The sequence below is a fragment of the Blautia sp. Marseille-P2398 genome (genome assembly GCF_964240315.1).
GTDB classification, from domain to species: Bacteria; Bacillota; Clostridia; order Lachnospirales; family Lachnospiraceae; genus Blautia_A; species Blautia_A wexlerae.
The window spans coordinates 54,061-75,883 of sequence record NZ_CAXSTD010000007.1; the positions used below are offsets into that span (position 1 = coordinate 54,061).

Annotated in this window: 17 protein-coding genes, 1 tRNA gene, 1 other RNA gene and 2 pseudogenes; 15 read left to right on the forward strand and 6 right to left on the reverse strand. The window is 42.7% G+C overall.

Annotated features, from left to right (window positions below; translation table 11 throughout):
- Window positions 1–130: 130 nt before the first annotated feature.
- The 4 genes from ACESZG_RS09490 (at window position 131) to ACESZG_RS09505 (ending at window position 5,054) form a co-directional block, all read left to right on the forward strand.
- Entirely contained in the window at window positions 131–1,984 is a 1,854-nt protein-coding gene (locus ACESZG_RS09490) for a hypothetical protein (RefSeq protein WP_368210594.1), read from the forward strand.
- Window positions 1,985–1,986: 2 nt separating this feature from the next.
- Window positions 1,987–2,994, forward strand: a complete 1,008-nt coding sequence (locus ACESZG_RS09495) for an ATP-binding protein (protein WP_368210591.1) — start codon at window positions 1,987–1,989, stop codon at window positions 2,992–2,994.
- 68 nt (window positions 2,995–3,062) lie between these two features.
- Window positions 3,063–3,299: a hypothetical protein gene (locus ACESZG_RS09500; RefSeq protein WP_368210589.1), complete on the forward strand. Its 237-nt coding sequence runs from the start codon at window positions 3,063–3,065 to the stop codon at window positions 3,297–3,299.
- Window positions 3,300–3,353: 54 nt separating this feature from the next.
- On the forward strand, window positions 3,354–5,054 hold the full coding sequence (locus ACESZG_RS09505) for a recombinase family protein (RefSeq protein ID WP_368210586.1): 1,701 nt from the start codon (window positions 3,354–3,356) through the stop codon (window positions 5,052–5,054).
- On the opposite strand, the pseudogene ACESZG_RS09510 reads toward ACESZG_RS09505, so the two are convergent.
- A pseudogene (locus tag ACESZG_RS09510) lies at window positions 5,017–5,703 on the reverse strand (carboxypeptidase-like regulatory domain-containing protein); the annotation flags it as partial. The gene ACESZG_RS09505 and the pseudogene ACESZG_RS09510 overlap by 38 nt on opposite strands.
- 137 nt (window positions 5,704–5,840) lie before the next feature.
- A tRNA-Leu gene (locus ACESZG_RS09515) sits at window positions 5,841–5,925 on the reverse strand.
- Between the two features lie 197 nt (window positions 5,926–6,122).
- Between ACESZG_RS09515 and ACESZG_RS09520 the strand changes: the two genes are divergently transcribed.
- The 7 genes from ACESZG_RS09520 to rnpB all read left to right on the forward strand — a co-directional run bounded on the left by ACESZG_RS09520 (window position 6,123) and on the right by rnpB (window position 14,270).
- Window positions 6,123–7,130 (forward strand): deoxyguanosinetriphosphate triphosphohydrolase, encoded by a 1,008-nt coding sequence (locus ACESZG_RS09520; RefSeq protein WP_161233966.1) that lies wholly within the window; start codon window positions 6,123–6,125, stop codon window positions 7,128–7,130.
- A gap of 23 nt (window positions 7,131–7,153) precedes the next feature.
- Entirely contained in the window at window positions 7,154–8,950 is a 1,797-nt protein-coding gene (gene dnaG / locus ACESZG_RS09525; protein ID WP_178687882.1) for a DNA primase, read from the forward strand.
- A gap of 39 nt (window positions 8,951–8,989) precedes the next feature.
- Window positions 8,990–10,117 (forward strand): RNA polymerase sigma factor RpoD, encoded by a 1,128-nt coding sequence (rpoD, locus tag ACESZG_RS09530; RefSeq protein WP_008707631.1) that lies wholly within the window; start codon window positions 8,990–8,992, stop codon window positions 10,115–10,117.
- Window positions 10,118–10,127: 10 nt separating this feature from the next.
- Window positions 10,128–10,835 carry a class I SAM-dependent methyltransferase gene (locus ACESZG_RS09535; protein ID WP_008707630.1) on the forward strand — a complete coding sequence of 236 codons (708 nt, stop codon included), beginning with the start codon at window positions 10,128–10,130 and terminating at the stop codon, window positions 10,833–10,835.
- Window positions 10,822–11,604, forward strand: a complete 783-nt coding sequence (locus ACESZG_RS09540; RefSeq protein ID WP_118521232.1) for a Nif3-like dinuclear metal center hexameric protein — start codon at window positions 10,822–10,824, stop codon at window positions 11,602–11,604. Before ACESZG_RS09535 ends, ACESZG_RS09540 begins: the two co-directional genes overlap by 14 nt.
- Before the next feature lie 118 nt (window positions 11,605–11,722).
- Window positions 11,723–13,390, forward strand: a complete 1,668-nt coding sequence (locus ACESZG_RS09545; RefSeq protein WP_173679514.1) for a nucleoside kinase — start codon at window positions 11,723–11,725, stop codon at window positions 13,388–13,390.
- 529 nt (window positions 13,391–13,919) lie between these two features.
- Window positions 13,920–14,270, forward strand: an RNA gene (gene rnpB / locus ACESZG_RS09550) — RNase P RNA component class A.
- A 51-nt stretch (window positions 14,271–14,321) separates the two neighbouring features.
- Here rnpB and ACESZG_RS09555 read toward each other — a convergent pair.
- From ACESZG_RS09555 to ACESZG_RS09565, 3 genes are all read right to left on the reverse strand, one after another.
- Window positions 14,322–14,759 carry an aspartate carbamoyltransferase regulatory subunit gene (locus ACESZG_RS09555; RefSeq protein ID WP_008707627.1) on the reverse strand — a complete coding sequence of 146 codons (438 nt, stop codon included), beginning with the start codon at window positions 14,757–14,759 and terminating at the stop codon, window positions 14,322–14,324.
- A complete protein-coding gene (gene pyrB / locus ACESZG_RS09560; protein WP_020993668.1) occupies window positions 14,753–15,676 on the reverse strand; it encodes an aspartate carbamoyltransferase in 924 nt (307 codons plus the stop codon). The genes ACESZG_RS09555 and pyrB overlap by 7 nt, the downstream gene beginning before the upstream one ends.
- A 78-nt stretch (window positions 15,677–15,754) precedes the next feature.
- The gene (locus ACESZG_RS09565) at window positions 15,755–16,141 is read right to left on the reverse strand and encodes a hypothetical protein (RefSeq protein ID WP_008707623.1); all 387 of its coding nucleotides are present in this window, start codon (window positions 16,139–16,141) and stop codon (window positions 15,755–15,757) included.
- Window positions 16,142–16,306: 165 nt separating this feature from the next.
- On the opposite strand from ACESZG_RS09565, the gene ACESZG_RS09570 reads away from it, so the two are divergent.
- Entirely contained in the window at window positions 16,307–17,590 is a 1,284-nt protein-coding gene (locus tag ACESZG_RS09570) for a folylpolyglutamate synthase/dihydrofolate synthase family protein (protein WP_373218044.1), read from the forward strand.
- A gap of 21 nt (window positions 17,591–17,611) precedes the next feature.
- Window positions 17,612–18,742, forward strand: a complete 1,131-nt coding sequence (pheA, locus tag ACESZG_RS09575; RefSeq protein ID WP_008707620.1) for a prephenate dehydratase — start codon at window positions 17,612–17,614, stop codon at window positions 18,740–18,742.
- Window positions 18,743–18,761: 19 nt separating this feature from the next.
- Here pheA and ACESZG_RS09580 read toward each other — a convergent pair.
- Window positions 18,762–18,830 (reverse strand): annotated as a pseudogene (locus ACESZG_RS09580) (DUF6783 domain-containing protein); the annotation flags it as partial.
- A 97-nt stretch (window positions 18,831–18,927) separates the two neighbouring features.
- Between ACESZG_RS09580 and ACESZG_RS09585 the strand changes: the two are divergent.
- Window positions 18,928–20,235: an ATP-binding protein gene (locus tag ACESZG_RS09585; protein ID WP_144137105.1), complete on the forward strand. Its 1,308-nt coding sequence runs from the start codon at window positions 18,928–18,930 to the stop codon at window positions 20,233–20,235.
- A gap of 36 nt (window positions 20,236–20,271) precedes the next feature.
- Complete coding sequence (locus ACESZG_RS09590) at window positions 20,272–21,810, forward strand: HD domain-containing protein (RefSeq protein ID WP_144137106.1); 1,539 nt, start codon at window positions 20,272–20,274, stop codon at window positions 21,808–21,810.
- The last annotated feature ends 13 nt before the right edge of the window (window positions 21,811–21,823 follow it).

Below are 21,823 nucleotides of genomic sequence, written 5' to 3' on the forward strand. Positions count from 1 at the left end.
TAGTCAATCCCAGAAATAGAGTAGCTAAAACTGGGAGTGTGTCATGCGTTTGTAAAAGATATAATGAGTGTAAAAGAAGTTACCGGGAACATTCTTTAGAATTATATCAGAAAACTGGAGAGGTGCAAATATGGAGATAAAAATTGTGAATGAGAAAGTAATGAATGAAGAAACTTACAGATTGAATTTGCCAACAGCAGAAAAGCATAAAACAGAGGCATATGAGCCAATGCGAGTTATAACGAATGAACAGAATTCTACATCGGGCATGCAAATGAATAATGAGACAGAACAGATTCCAAAGATGTATCAGCAAAGGCAGAGCGTTGATCGAGAAGATGTTTGGCATAAAAGTCAGGTAGAATCGATGATTCGTGTAAATGAAGTAGCACAAAAAAAGGCGGTAGATGTAGCTGCTGACGAATGCCGCAGAAGAAATCGTGAACGGCTCAGAAGTAAGCGTGAAGGTGAGTACAAAGTTGTGGAAATATCTCCAGCAGGGGTTCCGTTGATTAAGAATCGAAATGCATATGATGAGGAGATGGTACATGAATTTATTAATCTGACATATCCAATGTTGCGTAAGATTTCTTCAACAGATTTATTGACGCAAGAAAAACATACTATCTGGAGGTTTAGTTATTGTACAGAAAAGGGGCATACGGAAATCTATATTACAAATGAAAATTTGAATACACCAGAACATATGGTTCGCTGTTTGAAAGAGAATGGAGTTGAGATTAAGGCAAATGGCAAGAAAAAGCGTGCTGAGGAAGTGGCACTATTGATTTCAAATCTGCTGACACGAGCAACAGAGGTAGAAATTCCGTATTCAACGGGATGGTATTACAACAAAGAAATGTCTCTTACATATACTCAGAAAGCAGAAGAAACGTGGCGAGGTCTCGTGAAAGGTGAGATTGTTATATATCCAGAATATGAAGCTTCTATTGTAAATGATGTTCAGCTTCTTTTGGATTGGCTGTCTACACCTGTGGCTCTTATATTTTTTCAGGCACTGTACAGAGTGCCATTTGAGTTGAAAGAACATTGTAAAACAGCAGGAATAATTTTAACAGTAGAAAATAGGCGAATGGCAAATGTTTTTCTGGATTATCTTGGAAATACGTTTCCTAATGTGATACGACTGCGGAAAAATTCTAAAGTGTATGTTCCAAATGATGGTATCGGTATATTGTTGTACAATCCAGATATAAAAACTTTGGAATTGGAGAAATTTCTGTTTGAAGCAGATTTTTTTCCAGTGTTGCTGGTTGATAACGTTTCCAGTCTGGGAGAGTTTCTCGTTGATTCTAGAGTTCCTGTTTTGAATATATCAGATGCTGACTGTACATTGCTTCAAGATAATATGTATATAGGAACTCTTCTTACGATACGTGATAAAAGTATTGCAGAACATTGGGTTGGGAATAAAACCAAAGAAGAAGCACAAAAAGTAAATCCTTGGAAAATGGAAAGCTTTTGGAGACATCAACAGATTATAGCATCAGATTTGTTATATTTTCTCTTGAAAAATGAAGATGAATATTATGAAGCGATGAAGTATATGAAAAGAAGTTTTGAAGAAAAAACAGAACTTTATTATCTGGCTACTTTTGATTCGGAGGACATAACAGAAGTTTTTGCCGAACTCATTGAGAAGTCAAATATACAACAGAAACAACGAAAAGATGTTACATGGGAAGAATTAGAAAATAATGAAATAATCATTTGTACGCCAACAGATTTTTGGGTAACGACGAGATGCCTAAAAGAAATAATTCGCCCAATAGTGTCAGTAATATCTGAAAGGAGAGTAAAAAGTGCACTTGCTAAAAGTGGTGCATTAAAATCGGAGAAGGCGGATTTCACCAAGAAGTTGACTCTGAAAGAATCGCCGAATAATCCGATCGCAGTAAGAAAAAGGATGATTAACCTTGACAGAGCTTGTTTAGAAATGTTTATGGTTCAAGAGGAGGAGTAAAAATGGTGTTGGGAAAGAGCTTGCGAGGAGAAGATATTATATTATCAAAGGAATGCATGAACGGCCATATACTCATTACGGGTAAAACTGGTAGTGGCAAATCTTATAGAATGGCTGGTATAGAGTATGATGCTGTAAAGGAAGGTAAGACTGTGATTGCCTTTGATAAGGACGGGAATCATTATGATTTCTTTAATGAATTGACTCATAAAATTAATGTGCTTGAAAATGGTTTTGAATGGAACTTTCTTTCAGAAATTCGGGAAATAGATAGTATAGCAAAAAAAAGAAAGGTTGGACATGCTGTTGAAATATTGACTCTGGGCCAAAATTTTGGTCCACATCAGTTGTTTTGCTTGCAAAAAATAATTGGCTATATGGTAGATGATCCTGACTTTGCTGACGCATATGATACAGAACTGGATGCAATGAGTGATTTGCTATTAGAAGCAAAAGAGCCGGAAGCAAGTAGCGTATATAGTAGATTATACCCTCTGCTAAGTAGCAACATTTTTAGAAGAAAAGCAGAAACAATACAACCCGGTAAGGTGAATGTGATCGACTTTTCAGGGTATGATTCGAAGATACAATGTGTAGCAATAGAGATTATTTTAAATATAATCTGGAAAAAACTCCGAAAGAGTAAAGCAGTGAAAAATAGTCTTGTAATCAGCATAGATGAAATTCAGAGTTTGTCTCTTGGAAAAAATTCAGTGTTTTTTCAAATGTTAACAGAATCACGAAAATATGGAGTTTCACTTTTGATGGCTACGCAGTTTTTGTCACAATTTGGCAAAAAAGAACTTGATTGTTTAAATCAGGCTTCTGTAAAAATTTATTTTAAGCCAAATGATGGTGATGAGAAGAAACTTGCCAATATAATTGATTATACTGCAATAACCAAATATTACAAGATGTTACGTAACTTAAAAACAGGATATGCTTTGATTAAGGGTGATATAGAAGTGGATGATCAGGATGTTGACGATGCTATATTATCAAAATCATGAAAATTTAGATAAAATTATGTAAGAAAAAAGATATTAAAATATAGAAAATATCACGGGAGGTAATAGAAGTGAACAAAATTACATATGCCATGCCATCAGTGAATAATCATGTAGAAAAGACGATTCTTGCAGGAGGTAAAATGCCGGATAAGAAATACGATACTGTCAAAATCAAACGATCTGGTATGCAGATTTGCTTTGAATTTCCACCAAAATCAGCAAGAGATCAGATGATTAAACAGGAAGTAAAGGCAATTATTTCAGGAGAATTGAAGGAAAAATCCCAAAAGATTTGTATTAGTTAAAACCAATAGGGCAGGAAGTATCCTGCCCTTGTATTTTTTAGGAGGACAAATTCAATGAAGAGAGTCAGAATGCTTCTCCGCGTAAGCTCCAACCAACAGTTGGAAGCAGACGGAGATTTAAGTGTACAGAGACAGCTTGTAAAAGACTACATATCCAACCAGCCCGACTGGCAGTTGGATGAAAAGGAATATTTCGAGGGCAGTAACAGTGGTTACAAGAATGCAGTGGTAGACAGAAATATTCTGCAGGAAGCGCTGCAGGACGCAAAAGCGAAAGAATATGACATCCTGGTTGTATACAAGGATGACCGTATCGGCAGGCGTATGTGGGAAATCGGTGCATATGTCATGAGTCTGAAAAGCTTTGGCGTGGATATTTATACAGTTAAAGATGGCTGCATTTCCCCGGAATCTGATGATATCATGGGACAGATGATGCTGGCGCTGAGGTATGGAAATGCTCAGAAAAGCAGCTCTGACACAGGGATGCGCGTAAAGGATACTGCACAGAAGCTGGTGCAGAAAGGGAAGTTCATGGGTGGAAAGGCTCCATACGGATATAAACTGGAACTTTCAGGAGAAGTCAGCAAACATGGCCGTGCTTTGCATCATTTAGTGGTTGTACCGGAGCAGGCGGAAGTGGTAAAATATATCTATGAACTTTCTTTACATAAAGAATTTGGAGCAACTAAGATCAGTAAGATTCTGAATGAACATGAGATTTATAAGGACAGAGCACCCAGAGATATCTGGAAAAGTGGTACGATTGTTAGTATTCTTACAAATCCGGTCTATGCAGGATATACTGCGTATAAGCGGAGAGAAAGAGTAGATGGCAGATATCACAGACTGGACAGTAAGGACTGGATATTTGCAGAGAAACCTGATACTGAGATTGCCATTATAGATGAAAATATGTGGAATCAGGTACAGGACACCAGAAAGCAGAGAGCAGACAAATACATTAAGTCTCTGGAAAACCAGAATGTCACAGTAATAAGAAGAAACAGTGGTATGCTGGCGTTGATTGATGTCCTGCATTGTGGTTATTGTGGACGTAAAATGACGAATGGCAGTAAATATAATTACTGGACAATTAAGGATACAGGAGAAAGGCGTACAAGTAAAATTGCCATTTACAAATGCCCGAATGCATGGAATGGGATTCCCCATGAGAAAACGAAGCAGTATCGTGCAGACCAGATTGAGCCTGTGGTGTTTGAGGCACTTGCAGAATATATCGGAAAGCTTCAGGAAAATGAGGATGTTTTCACCCAGATTGAAGAGAACCAGAGCCGGCAGAAAGCAGTTAAGCAGTCCGAACTGGATAAGGAACAGAGTGAACTGGAAAATATTCAGCAGAAAATATCTGTTATGGAGAACAACATTCCAAATGCCATGACAGGAGACTATCCTCTGAGTCTGGAGGAACTGGCGGGAATCATCAGAAAACATAAGGAACTGGAACAGAAGCATAAAAGAATTGTGGAAGAAAGGAAAGCAGAACTTGATGCAATGAAAGTTTCTATGGATGACTGGGAAAATATCCGAAGTAAAATCCCCACATGGCAGGATGTATTCTGGAATGCAGATACTACTACGAAAAGAGTGCTTGTAAATAAACTGATCGAAAGAATTGATATCACAAAGGACAGTGTGAATATCCGCTTCAAAATTAATCTGAATGATTTCTTCACGCTACCCCGAATTACTGATGGTTCCGGTACCATTCCGTATAAACTCTGTTCAGAGTAAAAGACATGATAGCCAGAATATTTGCCCGGATGGTGTCGTCGGGCCAGGTGGCATAGATTTCGCTGCTGGCTACATTTTTGATGTAATCTTTGTAGCGTACATAATAATTGCCTGCAGCGGAATCGTTGACAGGCCCATCGTGTACCACTATATATTCAGGGACAACGACCTTGCTTAATACGATTTCGCCGTTTTCGTTTATTGGTTTTATCTCGGCTTCTTCGATTTTGGGAGGATATTCATAGAACAACGTATGCGGAGGAATTACAATTCTCTGGAAAGTTTCGCCGGATTCCATGACATTCAGCGTTGTTGGCTGTCTGGATAAAGTATCTGCTAATACCTGGCTTCCTGCGATTTCTTTTGGTTCAAATCCTTCTGCTTCGATCTGAATGGTATATTCTGAGTAGGGCTGTTGTTCAACCGGTTCCATACTGTATTCCAGAGGTGGAGCCTTAAGTTCGATAACAGGAGTGCGTCCGGAGGAATCTGTTGCCACTTCTTCAATGGTACTGTCGGGTGCTCCTGTGTAGGAGATTCTGACGCGTGCGTTTTCTATGGGACGATTGTTCAGCCGGTCTGATACGGTAACCTGATATTGTCCTGTATCTATATTTTCCTGCTGCATCTGCATATGATAAAAAGCCATACAAGCTCCTGTAGATAATGTTTTCCTGATAAATTATGCAGGGGACCGGAAAATGGTTACCTGAGAAAAGAATTATTGTAGAAAAAAGAATAAAAAAATAAGGCACCATGACTTCTCACAGTTCCTCATTCTTTAAATGCGGAAGATGGGACTTGAACCCACACGAGCGCAATGCTCACAAGATCCTTAGTCTTGCTCGTCTGCCAGTTCCGACACTTCCGCATATCGCATTTCTCTGGGATTCTTTTGCTCTCCCTCGCGACAAGTGATACTATATCAAATGTAAAAGCTAATGTCAACACCTTTTTGAAAAAAATATAAAAAAATTTCAATTTTTTTTTGAAAAAAAGAGGAATTTGAAATTTTATGTAGAATATAATTAATAAGAGGTATTTTGTCAGCTTGTGGAGGTATCGCTTATGAATATCAGAGAAAGCATGGAACAGCGTGAACAAAAGATGCTCAGTCCTTATGCTGCTTTGAGTCTTTGTTCCAGAGGCAGAGAGCGGCAGGAGGAAGAATGCGATGTACGGACTGTCTATCAGAGAGACAGAGACAGGATCCTTCATAGTAAAGCTTTTCGCAGGATGAAGGATAAGACACAGGTTTTTGTGGCGCCCCAGGGTGACCATTACAGGACCAGACTGACACATACTCTTGAGGTATCACAGATTGCCAGAACAATAGCGAAGGCACTGAGACTGAATGAAGATCTTGTAGAAGCGATCGCACTTGGACATGACTTGGGACATACTCCCTTTGGACATGCAGGTGAGAGGGCTCTTGATGCAGTGAATCCGGATGGCTTTGCCCACTATAAACAGAGCGTCAGGGTTGCACAGGTACTGGAGAAGAACGGCGAAGGGTTGAATCTCACATGGGAGGTCCGGGATGGTATCCTGAATCACAGAACCAGTGGGAATCCGTCTACTCTCGAAGGACAGGTAGTAAGACTTTCGGACAAGATCGCCTATATTCATCATGATATGGATGATGCACAGCGGGCGGGGATTATTTCTGAGGATGATATTCCGATCACGCTTCGGATGCTGCTCGGTTATACAACCAGAGAGCGGCTCAATACATTTGTTCATGATGTGATAGAGAACAGTCTTGAGCAGGATACCATAAAGATGTCAGCAGAGATCTACGAGGCAATGATGGATCTGCGGGCTCTCATGTTTCAGAATGTATATGAGAATCCGGCAGCCCATAAGGAAGAGGAAAAGGTAGTGAAGATGCTGACGGAGTTATATGAATATTATGTCGAACACCCGGAAGCAATGTCAACAGAATACAGGGAGCTGATCGTGCGTGGAGAGAAGAAGGAACAGGCAGTATGTGACTATCTCTCAGGAATGACAGACCAGTATTCTATAAGGAAATTCCGGGAGATTTACATACCAAAAGCATGGGAAGTCTATTAATCGATCAAGAAGGAGGACGAAGCATGCGTTATTCAGACGATATCATTGAAGAAGTCAGGATGAAGAATGATATTGTAGATGTTGTATCCCAGTATGTGAAGCTGAACAAAAGAGGAAGTACCTATTTTGGACTTTGTCCGTTTCATAATGAGAAAACTCCCTCTTTTTCGGTAACACCGGCGAAGCAGATGTATTACTGCTTCGGATGCGGAGCAGGCGGGAATGTATTTAATTTTGTGATGGAATATGAGAATTATACCTTTGGGGAGGCACTGAAGCATCTGGCAGACAGGGCAGGGGTGCAGCTTCCGAAGATTGAATATTCCGGAGAAGCAAAGAAGAAAGCAGAACGTCGGGCTGCCCTTCTGGAGATCAATAAGCTTGCAGCAGGATATTTCTATTATCAGCTGCGTCGAGAGAGTGGCAGACAGGCACATGAATATCTGACAGGCAGAGGACTCAGTGAGGAGACGATCAGGAAGTTTGGCCTGGGATATTCGGATAAGTACAGTGACGATTTGTACAAATATCTGAAGTCAAAGAATTACAGTGACGAACTGCTGCGGGATTCCGGCCTGTTCAATGTGGATGAACGCAGGGGAATGTATGATAAGTTCTGGAACAGAGTTATTTTCCCGATCATGGATGTGAATAACCGCGTGATCGGATTTGGAGGCAGAGTGATGGGTGACGGAAAGCCGAAGTACCTGAACTCGCCGGAGACTACGATCTTTGATAAAAGCCGGAATCTGTACGGGCTGAATGTTGCAAGAACCACGAGAAAAAATTATCTGATCCTGTGTGAAGGATATATGGATGTGATATCCATGCATCAGGCAGGGTTTACCAATGCGGTGGCATCGCTGGGAACGGCACTTACTTCCGGACATGCAAGTCTGCTGAAGCGTTACACTCAGGAGGTATTGCTTCTGTATGACAGTGATGATGCAGGCGTGAGGGCTGCACTTCGTGCCATTCCGATCCTGAGGGAAGCAGGTGTTTCTTCGAGGGTGGTAAATCTTAAGCCGCATAAAGATCCGGATGAATTTATCAAGGCACTTGGAGCGGAAGAGTTTGAGAAACGTCTGGAGCAGGCTATGGACAGCTTTATGTTCCGCGTACATATGGCAGAGCGGGAATTTCCAATGGAGGAGCCCCAGGGACAGAACCGTTTCTTTGAGCGGTGTGCACAGATGCTTCTGGAACTTTCCGATGAACTGGAGAGAAATCTTTACATAGAAGCAATCGTAAAGGATTACAGAAACAGTGGGATCAGTGTGGAGAATCTGAAAAAGAGAGTCGGAGCTCTTGCAATGAAGGGAACTCCGGCAGAGCAGAGGATTCAGCCTAAACCTGTGGGAGCAGGTCAGCAAAAGAAGAAGGAGAGTGCAGCAGAGAAAGCACAGAAGCTGATGCTTACCTGGCTGGTAACTTATCCGGGCATATTTGACACAGTGGAAAAATATATCCAGCCTTCAGATTTCGTGGTTCCTCTGTACAGGCAGGTGGCAGAGATGCTTTACCAGCAACACAGGGATGGCGATGTGAATCCTGCAAGGCTGATGAATGCTTTCATTGACAGTGAAGAGCAGAGAGAGGTTTCATCCCTTTTTAATGCAACGATCCATCTGGAGACTCCGGAGGAACAGAACCGGGCTTTCTCGGATGCTGTGATCAGGATTAAGGATGAGAGTCTGAAAGAGAGAAACAGAACCTGGGATCCCACAGATATACAGGGACTGCAGGAACTTGTAAAAGCAAAGAAAGAACTGGAAGAGCTTGGAAGAAAGCGGCAGCAGCTGCATATTTCTTTTGAATAAGGATAAAATATAAACACTATATGGAGGTATAGAGCACATATGGAAATGAATATGGGTAAATTCAGTGAAAAACTGGTAGAACTTCTGGAGCTTGCCAAGAAGAAAAAGAATGTACTGGAATACCAGGAAATCAATGACTTCTTTAAGGATCAGCCACTGGGAGTTGAACAGATGGAGAAAGTATTTGACTTTCTGGAAGCCAGTGGAGTGGATGTGCTTAGGATTACAGACAGTAATGCAGATGATATGATCCTGGATGATGACGATGCAGACATTGATAAGCTGGATGAAGAAGAGATTGAACTTGACAAGATCGATCTTTCTGTTCCTGAAGGTGTAAGCATCGAGGATCCGGTACGTATGTATCTGAAGGAAATTGGTAAGGTTCCGCTTCTTTCAGCAGAAGAGGAAATCGAACTTGCAAAGAGAATGGAGAATGGGGATGAGGCTGCCAAGAAACGTCTGGCAGAAGCAAACCTTCGTCTTGTTGTCAGCATTGCAAAGAGATATGTGGGACGTGGAATGCTTTTCCTCGACCTGATCCAGGAAGGTAACTTAGGTCTGATCAAAGCGGTTGAGAAATTTGATTACCGCAAGGGTTATAAATTCAGTACCTATGCTACATGGTGGATCCGTCAGGCGATCACCAGAGCAATCGCAGACCAGGCACGTACCATCCGTATTCCGGTGCATATGGTTGAGACTATTAACAAACTGATCCGCGTTTCCCGTCAGTTACTGCAGGAGCTTGGACGTGAACCTACGCCGGAAGAAATTGCAAAAGAGATGGATATGTCTGTAGAGCGTGTACGTGAGATCCTTAAGATCTCCCAGGAGCCTGTATCTCTGGAGACACCTATCGGTGAGGAAGAGGACAGCCACCTTGGAGACTTTATCCAGGATGACAATGTACCTGTACCTGCAGATGCAGCAGCATTTACTTTGCTGAAAGAGCAGCTGGTAGAGGTTCTGAGCACATTGACAGACAGAGAGCAGAAAGTATTGCGCCTGCGTTTTGGCCTGGACGATGGACGTGCCAGAACTCTGGAGGAAGTTGGTAAGGAATTTAATGTAACAAGAGAACGTATCCGTCAGATTGAGGCAAAGGCGCTCCGCAAGCTTCGTCATCCGAGCCGCAGCCGTAAACTGAAGGATTATCTGGACTAAGGAGCCTGTTATGCAGCTTTCATTACGTTTGTCTGCAATAGCAGGCCTGGTGACCAGGGGAAACAGACTTGTGGATGTGGGATGCGATCATGGATACCTGCCGGTTTCGCTTTATCTGGATGGAAAGATTCCGGGTGCGATTGCCATGGATGTAAGAAAAGGCCCGTTGTCCAGAGCGCAGGAACATATTTCTCAGTATGGACTGGACGCATACATAGAAACCCGGCTTTCAGACGGACTTGAGGCTTTGAAACCGGGAGAGGGCGACACTCTTGTGATCGCAGGAATGGGCGGCCCTCTCATGGAGAGGATTCTTACTGACGGGGCAGAGGTCAGGGAGAGCTTTCGGGAAATGATCCTGCAGCCTCAGTCAGATATCCCCCATTTTCGCAGATTTGTCAGAAAAATCGGCTGGCAGATCACAGAGGAGGAGATGGTTCTGGAGGATGGCAAGTTTTATCCTATGATGAAGGTAATTCATGGAGAAAAGATGCATATTTCAGAAGATACTCCTTATACTTTAGATGAGTGGTTTGGAGGAATGCTTCTGGAAAGAAAGCATCCTGTTCTGCGGGAGTATCTGGAAAGAGAGCTTCGCATCCGCAATGAGATTCTTGACAGATTAAAGAATGCGCCCAATGCAGAGAAGCGTGCGGGCGAGATAGAGGAGGAAAAGCAGGCAGTTATTGCTGCTTTAGAGGAATATGAAGGCATATGAACTGACCTCCTGGCTGGAGAAGAAGTACCCGTCAGATGCAGCAGAGGACTGGGATAACGTAGGACTTCTCGCAGGAGATGATACAAATGAGATCAGCCATGTGTTTCTGGCTCTGGATCTGACAGAGGAAACACTGGCTGAGGCCATAGAGGATGGGGCAGATATGATCATTACCCATCATCCCATGATCTTTTCCGGAATTAAGAAGATCAATAATCATAGCTTTACAGGAAGAAAGATCCTTACGCTGATACAGAAAGGAATTGTTTATTATGCGATGCATACCAATTATGATGTGCTGGGTATGGCGGATCTGAGTGCAGACTATACGAAGATGCATGATACCACAGTCCTTTCCATAACTGAAGAGAGAGATGGGGAAGTACAGGGCTTTGGCAGAGTTGGGAAACTTCCACGGGAAATGACACTGAGAGAGTATGCACAGCTTGTCAAAGAGTCTCTGAAGTTAAATGATGTAAAGGTTTATGGGAATCTGGACAGCATGGTAAAATGTGCTGCTGTATGTACAGGATCAGGCAAGAGCATGATCAAGGATGTCATTAAGGCCGGTGCGGATGTGTATGTGACCGGTGATATCGACCACCATACAGGAATTGATACGGTTGCGCAGGGACTGGCGCTGATCGACGCCGGACACTACGGAACAGAATATATTTTTATGGATGCAATGAAAAAAGAACTGACACAGGCATTTCCGGAACTGAAAATCTCCTGTGCAGAGGTAAAGAGCCCGTACACGATTCTGTGATACGGGTTCTTACCATATAATAATGAAATTATAAATGAAAATTGGCTGATCTGCCTGTTGGCAGCGGAGCTGATAACTGTATTTACTTGTCGGTATAGCAGAAATGGAGGCAGGATTTATGGGACAGAAAATGTATAACGTTACGATACAGGGAATAACAAAACAATATCCTGAGAAGATTCCTTACAGTGAGATTGTAAAGGAATACGAAGGAAGTACGGATGCACCTGTAATGCTGGTGATCGTAAATGGCAGGCTGAGAGAACTGCATAAGCATCTCAAGGCAGACTGTGAGATTGAATTTGTGACATCCAAAGATCCGATCGGACACAAAACTTATTGCAGAAGTGCAAGTCTGATTCTTCTGAAAGCAATTTATGATGTGGCAGGGCAGGAAAATATAGACAGTGTAGTGATCCATTATTCTGTAGGCAGCGGCTATTATTTTACAATGAAAGGACCTATGGCGCTGGATCAGGAATTTATTGATAAGGTAAAGGCGCAGATGCACAGGATCGTGGACGAGAATCTTCCCATTGTAAAGCGAAGCGTAAGCACTAGTGAGGCAGTTGCACTTTTTCATAAGCATCATATGTATGACAAAGAGAAGCTGTTTAATTACCGCAGAAGCTCTGCGGTGAATCTTTACAGTATTGGAAGTTTTGAGGATTATTTCTACGGTTTTATGGCGAACCATACGGGATATATTAAGACGTTTGATCTGTTTTTGTATGAGGGTGGTTTCGTACTGCAGCTTCCGACTCAGAATGAACCGGACCGGATACCTGAATTTAAACCGAGGGAGAAGATTTTTCGTGTGCAGAAGGAATCTCAGGAATGGGGAGATAAACTGGATATTGCGACAGTTGGTGATCTGAATGAAAAGGTTACCAGAGGCGGTATCCAGGATATTTTGCTGATCCAGGAAGCTATGCAGGAGGCAAAGATTTCGGAAATCGCATCTGAGATTGCCGCAGCCGGAAACAAGAAGTTTGTTATGATCGCAGGTCCGTCTTCTTCCGGAAAGACTACGTTTTCACACAGGCTGTCCATTCAGCTGGCTGCCCATGGAATGAAACCGCATCCGATCGCAGTGGATAATTATTTCATTGACAGGCACCTGACTCCTGTAGATGAGTTTGGGGAAAAGAATTTTGAGTGTCTGGAAGCGATTGATGTGGAGCAGTTTAATAAAGATATGCTTGAGCTTTTGGAAGGAAAAAGGGTAGAGATGCCGGTTTTCAATTTCAAAACAGGAACCAGAGAATATAAAGGTGATTTTCTGCAGCTGGATAAAGACGATATTCTGGTGATCGAGGGAATTCATGGATTGAATGACAGGCTCAGCTATGCGCTGCCAAAGGAGAGCAAATTTAAGATTTATCTCAGCGCTCTGACTCAGCTGAATATTGATGAACACAACAGAATTCCTACTACGGATGGCCGTCTGATCCGCAGAATTGTAAGAGATGCCCGCACCAGAGGGACTTCCGCGAAAGAGACAATTGCAAGATGGCCGTCTGTGCGCAGAGGTGAAGAACAGAATATCTTTCCGTTCCAGGAGGATGCAGATGTAATGTTTAATTCTGCGCTGATCTATGAACTGGCATGTCTGAAAGTATATGCGGAACCGCTTTTGTTTGGGATTGCCAAGAACGAACCGGAGTATACAGAGGCGAAGAGGCTGCTGAAGTTCTTTGAATATTTTGTTCCGGTGCCAAGCGAGGCAGTGCCGAATAATTCGATTTTAAGAGAATTTATCGGCGGAAGCTGCTTTAATGTGTAAAATACTAGTACAGCGTTTCGTAAATAACTATACCAATCGCGTAGGATGCGGATTCGAGTGTGCTGGTATAAAAACGCAGGCGTAGCGGGCTACGCTGAGGCTTTTAGACCTGTGCAATCGGATTCGCAGACAAGTGAGTGGTATAGTTATTTCGAAAACGATGTACTAGAATGAAAGTTACTGTTCACACGCCACTATCCCGCGAGGTGTTTTGGCATGAATATGCCAAAATCCCGAGACATACAAGCCTATAGCAATCCTCTAAAATAATGCATCTTAATCCAGCCCATCAGAGTGTGAAATTCTGCGTCAGATATCTTTGCCGTGCGTCAGCACGCCTGCAGATATCTTTCTTGTCTTTCGCACTCTGCCGAACTGTCTTAAATGCATTATTTACGAGGATTGCTATAAATTCCATTGCCGCAGGCAATTTGAAATGAATTTTGGCAACGTTACTGAGAACGGAGTGAACAGTAATGAATGAAATTTCTTTACAAGTGAAAAAAAACGTGCTAGAATAGCATTTGCGCAACCAGGCCAGGTAATCGCGGCTGAACAGACGAAAGGGTTCAGACGAGGAAAGTCCGGGCTTCGCAGGGCAGGATGCCGGATAACGTCCGGTGGAGGTGACTCCCAGACCAGTGCAACAGAAATAAACCGCCTCACTTGCTGAGGTAAGGGTGGAAAGGCAGTGTAAGAGACTACCGCCGTCCTGGTAACAGGCCGGGCACATGTAAACTCCATTTGAAGCAAGACCGAATAGAAAGCGATACGGCTGCCCGTCGTGCTTTCAGGTGGGTCGCTTGAGCCTTATGGCAACGTAAGGCCTAGACAGATGATTACCCAATGACATAACCCGGCTTATCGGTCTGATTGCGTACAAAAAAACAGAACGGATTTCTTCCGTTCTGTTTTTTTGATATTTGTTTTATTATTTATTGCGTTTACCTGTGTATTTCTCTTCGCAGTATTTACATCTGTAAACTTCTTTCTCTTTATCTGCAAGAACAAAGATCTGGTCGAGTCCCTGTTCAATGGAAGTGATGCAGCGTGGATTCTTGCATTTGATCACGTTGACAACCTGATTCGGAAGTTTCAGTTCTTTTTTGGCAACGATCTTCTCGTCCTTGATTACGTTTACAGTAATGTTATGATCGATAAAGCCGAGAATGTCAAGATCGAGATTCTCAACCGGGCATTCAACCTTGATGATATCTTTCTTACCCATTTTGTTGCTGCGCGCGTTCTTGATGATGGCAACGGTGCAGTCAAGTTTATCAAGCTTCAGATCATGATAGATAGTCATGGCCTTGCCTGCTTTGATATGGTCTAATACATAACCTTCGCGAAGTGCTCCAACATTTAACATGGTAATTTTACCTCCAGTAATGTGAGAATCAGGGCCATACGTACATATACACCGTACTGTGCCTGTTTGAAATAAGCTGCTCTCGGGTCTGCATCCACCTCTGTTGAGATTTCATTTACACGTGGAAGCGGATGAAGAATGTACATGTCTTTTTTTGCAAGTTCCATTTTCTGTTTGTCCAGAATGTAGAAATCCTTCATGCGGACATAGTCTTCTTCGTTGAAGAAACGTTCTTTCTGTACACGTGTCATGTAGAGGATATCAAGATCTGGTAAGGCATCTTCCAGTCTCTCTACTTCCTGAAATTCGATATTGTTCTTTTTCAGAACATCCTCGCGGATATAGCTTGGGATGCGAAGCTCTTCCGGTGAGATCAGAATGAATTTTACATTTGTGTAGCGTACAAGTGCTTCGATCAGGGAGTGAACTGTACGTCCGAATTTCAGGTCGCCGCACAGACCAATGGTCAGATTGTCCAGACGTCCTTTCAGGGAACGGATGGTAAGTAAGTCGGTTAATGTCTGGGTAGGATGTTGATGACCACCGTCGCCGGCGTTGATAACAGGAATAGAAGAAGCCATAGAAGCTACTAACGGAGCACCTTCTTTCGGGTGGCGCATAGCACAGATGTCAGCGTAACAGGATACAACGCGGATTGTATCGGCAACACTTTCACCCTTTGAAGCGGAACTGGAATCAGCTGATGAAAAACCAAGAACTTTACCGCCAAGGTTCATCATAGCAGCTTCAAAGCTGAGACGGGTACGGGTGCTTGGCTCATAGAATAAAGTTGCCAGTCTTTTATCATCGCAGACATGTGCGTATTTATCAGGGTGTTTCTCAATATCGCTGGCCAGGTCAAGAAGAGTATTTAACTCATCAACAGACAGATCCAGCGGACTCATTAAGTGTCTCATTTCATACCTCCATATTTTACTGGTTCAGGAATTTTTATTTAATCCTTCATAACATCATATAATAATCAGGTGCTTTTTTCAAGAGAGTTTTCCAAGTATTTTCTCAAAAAAAAGTCCGGCTCCGAACCAGAGGGGAGCGTAGTCCGGTCTTATCAGTCCCCGGTAATTCAGAGGAGTGTTGCTGTAGTCCCAGGGACACATATGAAAACAGCGCAAAAGAGCACCGCTGATAAATTCCACGAAGAAAAATCCGACAGTATAAATGCAGCCGCGGACAAAAAGCGGGACAGCAGAAAGTTTACCGGAGAGCGGGCGGATGATGGCACCGCATCCGTAAATGGGAAACATTAAAAGGGAAGTTTTTCCTGTCATGGTAAGTTCTCCTGAAAGGATGGAATGCAGTCCGGTCCAGAGGATTTCCATGCACCAGCCCGTCAGACCGCAGAGAATGAAAGCTTTTTTCATAGGTAACGCTCCTGTATAAATTTCTATGATTCTAGTATTGCCTGCCTTGAAAAAAACATACACGTAGGATATAATGAGAACACGTTATTACACTATAGCAATGAGGTGCCTTATGCGCAAAAGGAACGTGTGGAGGGGATCTCATGGAAATAAGAGGAGTTTATTATGAATTATCAGGAAAGCCGGGAGTACATAGACAAAATCACCCGGGAAATTCCCAGTGTCCTGGGACTGGATCATATGCGTGAGCTGATGAAACGTCTTGGAAATCCACAGGATGATCTGAAATATGTGCATATAGCCGGTACCAATGGCAAGGGTTCTGTCATTGCTTTTTTGTATTCTGTTTTATCAGGTGCAGGATATCACATTGGAAGATATGTTTCGCCTACCCTGTATTCTTACAGAGGCAGGATGGAAGTTTCGGGAAGCAGGATCAGCAGAGAGGACTTTGCTGCTTATATTACACAGGTGTCTGATGTTATTGCTGCTATGACAAAGGATGGTTATCCCCATCCCACTGCATTTGAAATAGAGACTGCGGTGGCATTTCTGTTCTTTAAAAAAGAGAATTGTGATCTCGTTTTGCTGGAAGTGGGAATGGGCGGAAATCTGGACGCTACAAATATTATTAAGAATACGCTGCTGGCAGTGCTGGTATCGATCAGTATGGATCATATGTCTTTTCTTGGAAATACTCTGGCACAGATTGCAGAGAAGAAAGCCGGGATCATCAAAGACGGCTGCAGAGTGGTGACTGCCAGACAGAAGCCGGAAGCAATGCAGGTGATCGAGAGGATCAGCAGAGAACATGGTGCAAAATGTACCATAGCAGATGCTTCTGAGGCAGAGGTGCTAAAGGAAAGCTGCCTTGGACAGACAATCCGGTACAGGGGTGAAGAGTATGAGATTCCGCTGGCAGGTGTTTATCAGAAGGAAAATGCAGTAGTTGCACTGAATGCTTTAAAAGTATTGGATGAGCTGGGCTTTTCCACCGCTGCGGAGCAGAAAAAAGAAGGGCTTCGCACAGTAAACTGGAACGGACGGTTTACAGTTATCTGTAAAAAACCGCTGTTTGTGGTAGACGGGGCTCATAATCCTGCTGCTGCGGATATGATGGCAGCTTCAATAGAGCATTATTTTAAGGGAAAACGGATCATCTATATTATGGGAGTGTTTGCAGATAAGGATTACAGAAGTGTGATTCAGAAAACTGTGCACTTTGCAGACCGGATACTTACGATCCAGACTCCGGATAGTATAAGGGCGCTGCCTGCCGGAGAGCTGGCGAAGACTGTCAGTGAATACAATCCCAATGTACAGGCAATGGATACGATTAAAGATGCAGTGGAGGAGGCTTTTTCACTTGCCGGGGAACAGGATGTGATCATTGCCTTTGGCTCTCTTTCCTTTATCGGAGAGATGACTGACATTGTAGAGAATTTGTGAAAGTAAAAAGGTATAACATAAATGATAGATTTACAGGAATGCAGAAATGAAATAGATAAGATCGACAGCGATATCATACGTCTTTTTGAACAGAGAATGAAGGTGTGTGAGGATGTTGCAGAATATAAGATACGTACAGGAAAGAAGGTTCTGGATCCGGAAAGAGAGAGACAGAAGCTGGAGGTCCTGAGAGGTAAGGCACATGGAGAATTTAATCAGCTTGGTGCGCAGGAGCTTTTTCAGCAGATCATGGCGATCAGCCGTAAGAGACAGTATCAGCTTCTCACAGAGCATGGAATCGAGGATGATGAGAAACTGGAAATGGTAGATGCACTTCCGTTGAAAGATGTAAGAGTTGTCTTTCAGGGTGTGGAAGGTGCATACAGTTATGCTGCAATGAGGGAATATTTCCAGGACGATATTGAGAGCTTTCATGTAAAAACCTGGCGTGATGCAATGGAAGCAGTTGTGGAGGGAAGAGCAGACTATGCGGTACTTCCCATTGAGAATACAACTGCCGGTATTGTTGCTGATATTTATGATCTTCTTACAGAGTATGAGCTTAGCATTGTAGGAGAACAGATCATCCGTCCGGAGCATGTACTTCTGGGACTGCCGGATGCTGAACTGGAGGATATCAGACAGGTATGTTCTCATCCTCAGGCACTTTCCCAGTGTGGAAAATATCTGGAATCTCATCCGGACTGGAAGAAGAAAGAGATGGAAAATACTGCCGGTTCTGCCAAGAAGATAAAAGAAGACAATGACAAGACGCAGGCAGCTATTGCCAGCAGACAGGCAGGAGAGCTTTACGGACTGAAGATCCTGGCTGAGAATATCTGCTATAACGGACAGAATGCCACACGTTTTGTGATCGTGAGTAAGAAACCGATCTATGTGAAGGATGCACATAAGATCAGTATTTTCTTTGAACTGCATCATGAGAGCGGAACTCTTTACAATATGCTGTCTCACATTATTTATAATGGACTGAATATGACGAAGATAGAATCCCGCCCGATCACAGGGAAGAACTGGCAGTACCGTTTTTTTGTTGATTTCGAGGGAAATTTAAAGGACAGTGCAGTGAAGAATGCCCTGAGAGGAATTGAGGCAGAAGCTGACAGAATGAGAATTTTGGGAAATTATTAAAAATCATTTCCATAATGCCAGAGCGTGTTTGAAAAATCATTTCCACAATCTGCACGTCCCACTTTGCGGCATATTTTGTGTAAAGCATTTTTCAAACACACTCTGGTACATCGTTTTCGAAATAATTATACCACTCACAGCAGAACAATAAGATAAAACAACAAGGTAAGAAGGAAGTAATAAAAATGGCTAGATTAAATGAATGCATCTTATACCGTAACTTTGAACATGGAGAAATCCTTGATAAAATGGCAGAACTGATGAATGCCTGGGAAAAGAAAGCACCTGATCTGAAAGAAAAGGAAGGGCTGTTCTTTGAGTGTGCCAACGGACTGGTGGAAACTGCCGGCGCTTATGGCTTTTCCGGAAATTTATGGCACTGTTATCTGACATTTCTTCTGGTAAATAATGAAAATGCATTCAGTACAGCCTGTGAGATCAGAGGGGCTGTCAACGGAAGTATTAATGAACTGGCACTGAATGATTTCGGTGTGTTTAAAGAACTGTATGATTTTGACCTGACTGTACTGGATGAGGCATTTGGAATTTCCTGCTGTAAGGTTCTCGGTGATTATACCAACACCGGAAGTAACAGCAAGATGTTTAATTCCCGTATCAGAGACCGTATCTGTGATCTGAGCAAAACGCTGGCAGCAGCGGAGTCCACAGAGGAATTCATGAAGGATATGGTACAGTTTTATAAGGATTTTGGTGTGGGTAAGCTGGGATTACATAAGGCTTTTCGTGTAGGCCATGATGAGAATGATAATGTGGAGATCCAGCCGATCACAAGGATCGCTCATGTGAAACTGGAAGACCTGGTCGGATATGAAATCCCGAAGCAGAAACTGATCGAGAATACAGAAGCTTTCGTAAGAGGCAGAAAGGCAAACAACTGTCTGCTTTTTGGTGATGCGGGTACAGGTAAATCCTCAAGTATCAAGGGAATCCTGAACCGTTATTATGATGAGGGACTTCGTATTATCGAGGTGTATAAGCATCAGTTTCAGGATCTGAATGATGTGATCGCCCAGATCAAGAACAGAAACTATAAATTCATTATCTATATGGATGATCTGTCATTCGAGGAATTTGAAATCGAATATAAATATCTGAAGGCAGTGATCGAGGGTGGTCTGGAGAAGAAGCCGGACAATATCCTGATCTATGCAACAAGTAACAGAAGACATCTGGTAAGAGAGAAATCCAGTGACAAGCTGGAGATCATGGATGATGACGATCTGCATTCCTCCGATACAGTGCAGGAGAAGCTTTCACTGGTTTATCGTTTTGGTGTCCGTATTTATTATGGTGCACCGAGCAAAAAAGAATTCCAGACAATTGTGAAAGCTCTCGCAGAGAGAAACGGAATTACCATGCCGGAGGACGAACTGCTTCTGGAAGCAAATAAGTGGGAGCTTTCCCATGGAGGACTTACAGGACGAACTGCACAGCAGTTTATCGACCATCTGCTGGGTGTGGAGAAGGAATAAAAAAGCAAATAGATGAATGGTAAAGGGGGAACGCATATGGCAGTCATGACATTTGCAGCCATTGACATCGGATCTTATGAAGTCAGCATGAAGATCTTTGAGATGTCAAAAAGAATTGGTTTTCGTGAACTGAATGATGTCAGATACAGTCTGGAAATCGGAAAGGGTGTCTATTCTGACGGAAAGATCGATTCAGAAATGCTGAATGTTTTATGTGAGGTGCTGAACGACTTTAAGAGGCTGATGCAGGACTTTGGGGTGGAAGAGTATCGTGCCTGCGGCACCAGTGCATTCAGAGAACTTGTGAATCCGCTGCTGATCATTGAACAGATCTATCAGCGTACAGGAATGAAAATTGAAATATTAAGCAGTGCAGAACAGCATTTCCTTGGGTACAAATCAATTGCTGCTATAGAAAAGGGATTCAAAAAGATGATCCAGAAAGGCACCGCAATCCTGGATGTGGGTGGCGGAAGCCTTCAGGTTTCCCTTTTTGACAAGGATGCTCTGGTCACTACCCAGGGACTTAAAATGGGAAGTTTAAGAATCCGCCAGCGTCTGCAGGAACTGGAGAAAACAACCATTCATTATGACAAGCTGGTTGAGGAATTTATCCGAAATGACCTGATGAGCTTTCAGCGTCTGTATCTGAAGGATAAGGATATCAGGAATGTGATCCTGATGGGAGATTTTATTACAGATATGATCTTCCAGGAGGAAATGGAAGACAGGATCATTACAAGGGAAGAGTTTATGAAACGCTATGAGGATACAGTTGGAAAATCTGTTGACTTATTGGCACAGGAGATGGAGATTGATCCGGAATATGCATCCCTTGTTGTACCGACTATGGTAGTGTGCAGAAATTTTATTGATATTTTTAATGCAGAGTCTCTCTGGGCACCAGGTGTTTCCCTGCTGGATGGAATTGCCTATGATTTTGCGGAGAAGAAAAAATTTCTCAAAAGTGTCCACAATTTTGAGAATGATATTCTGGTTACATCAAAGAACATTGCGAAACGCTATTCCAGCAGTAAGAGCCATATTCAGGGAACTATGAATCTTTGCCTGAATATCTTTGACAGTATGAAGAAAGTTCATGGTATGGGAGCAAGAGAACGTCTGTTATTGCAGATCGCGGCACTACTTCATGACTGTGGCAAATATATCAGTATGGAAAAGGTTTCCGAGTGTTCCTATCAGATCATTATGTCTACAGATATCATTGGGCTGTCCTTTCTGGAACGCCAGATAATCGCATGTGCGGTCAGATTCAATAATTCTGCGTTTGTTTATTATGATGAACTTTACAGTATGGGAATCGCTATTGACAGAGAGAGCTATATCAAGGTGGCAAAGATGACTGCAATCCTTCGTCTGGCGAATGCCATGGACAGAAGTCATTATCAGAAAGTAAAAGGAATCAAAACAGTGCTCAAAGACAGAGAACTGCAGATGATCGTGGATTCTGCACAGGACATTTCCCTGGAACTGGGACTGCTGAAAGATAAAGAGGCATTTTTTGAAGAAGTATTTGGCATTCGTCTGGTTCTCAGACGCAAGGGCAGAGCGTAAAGGAGGATGAACT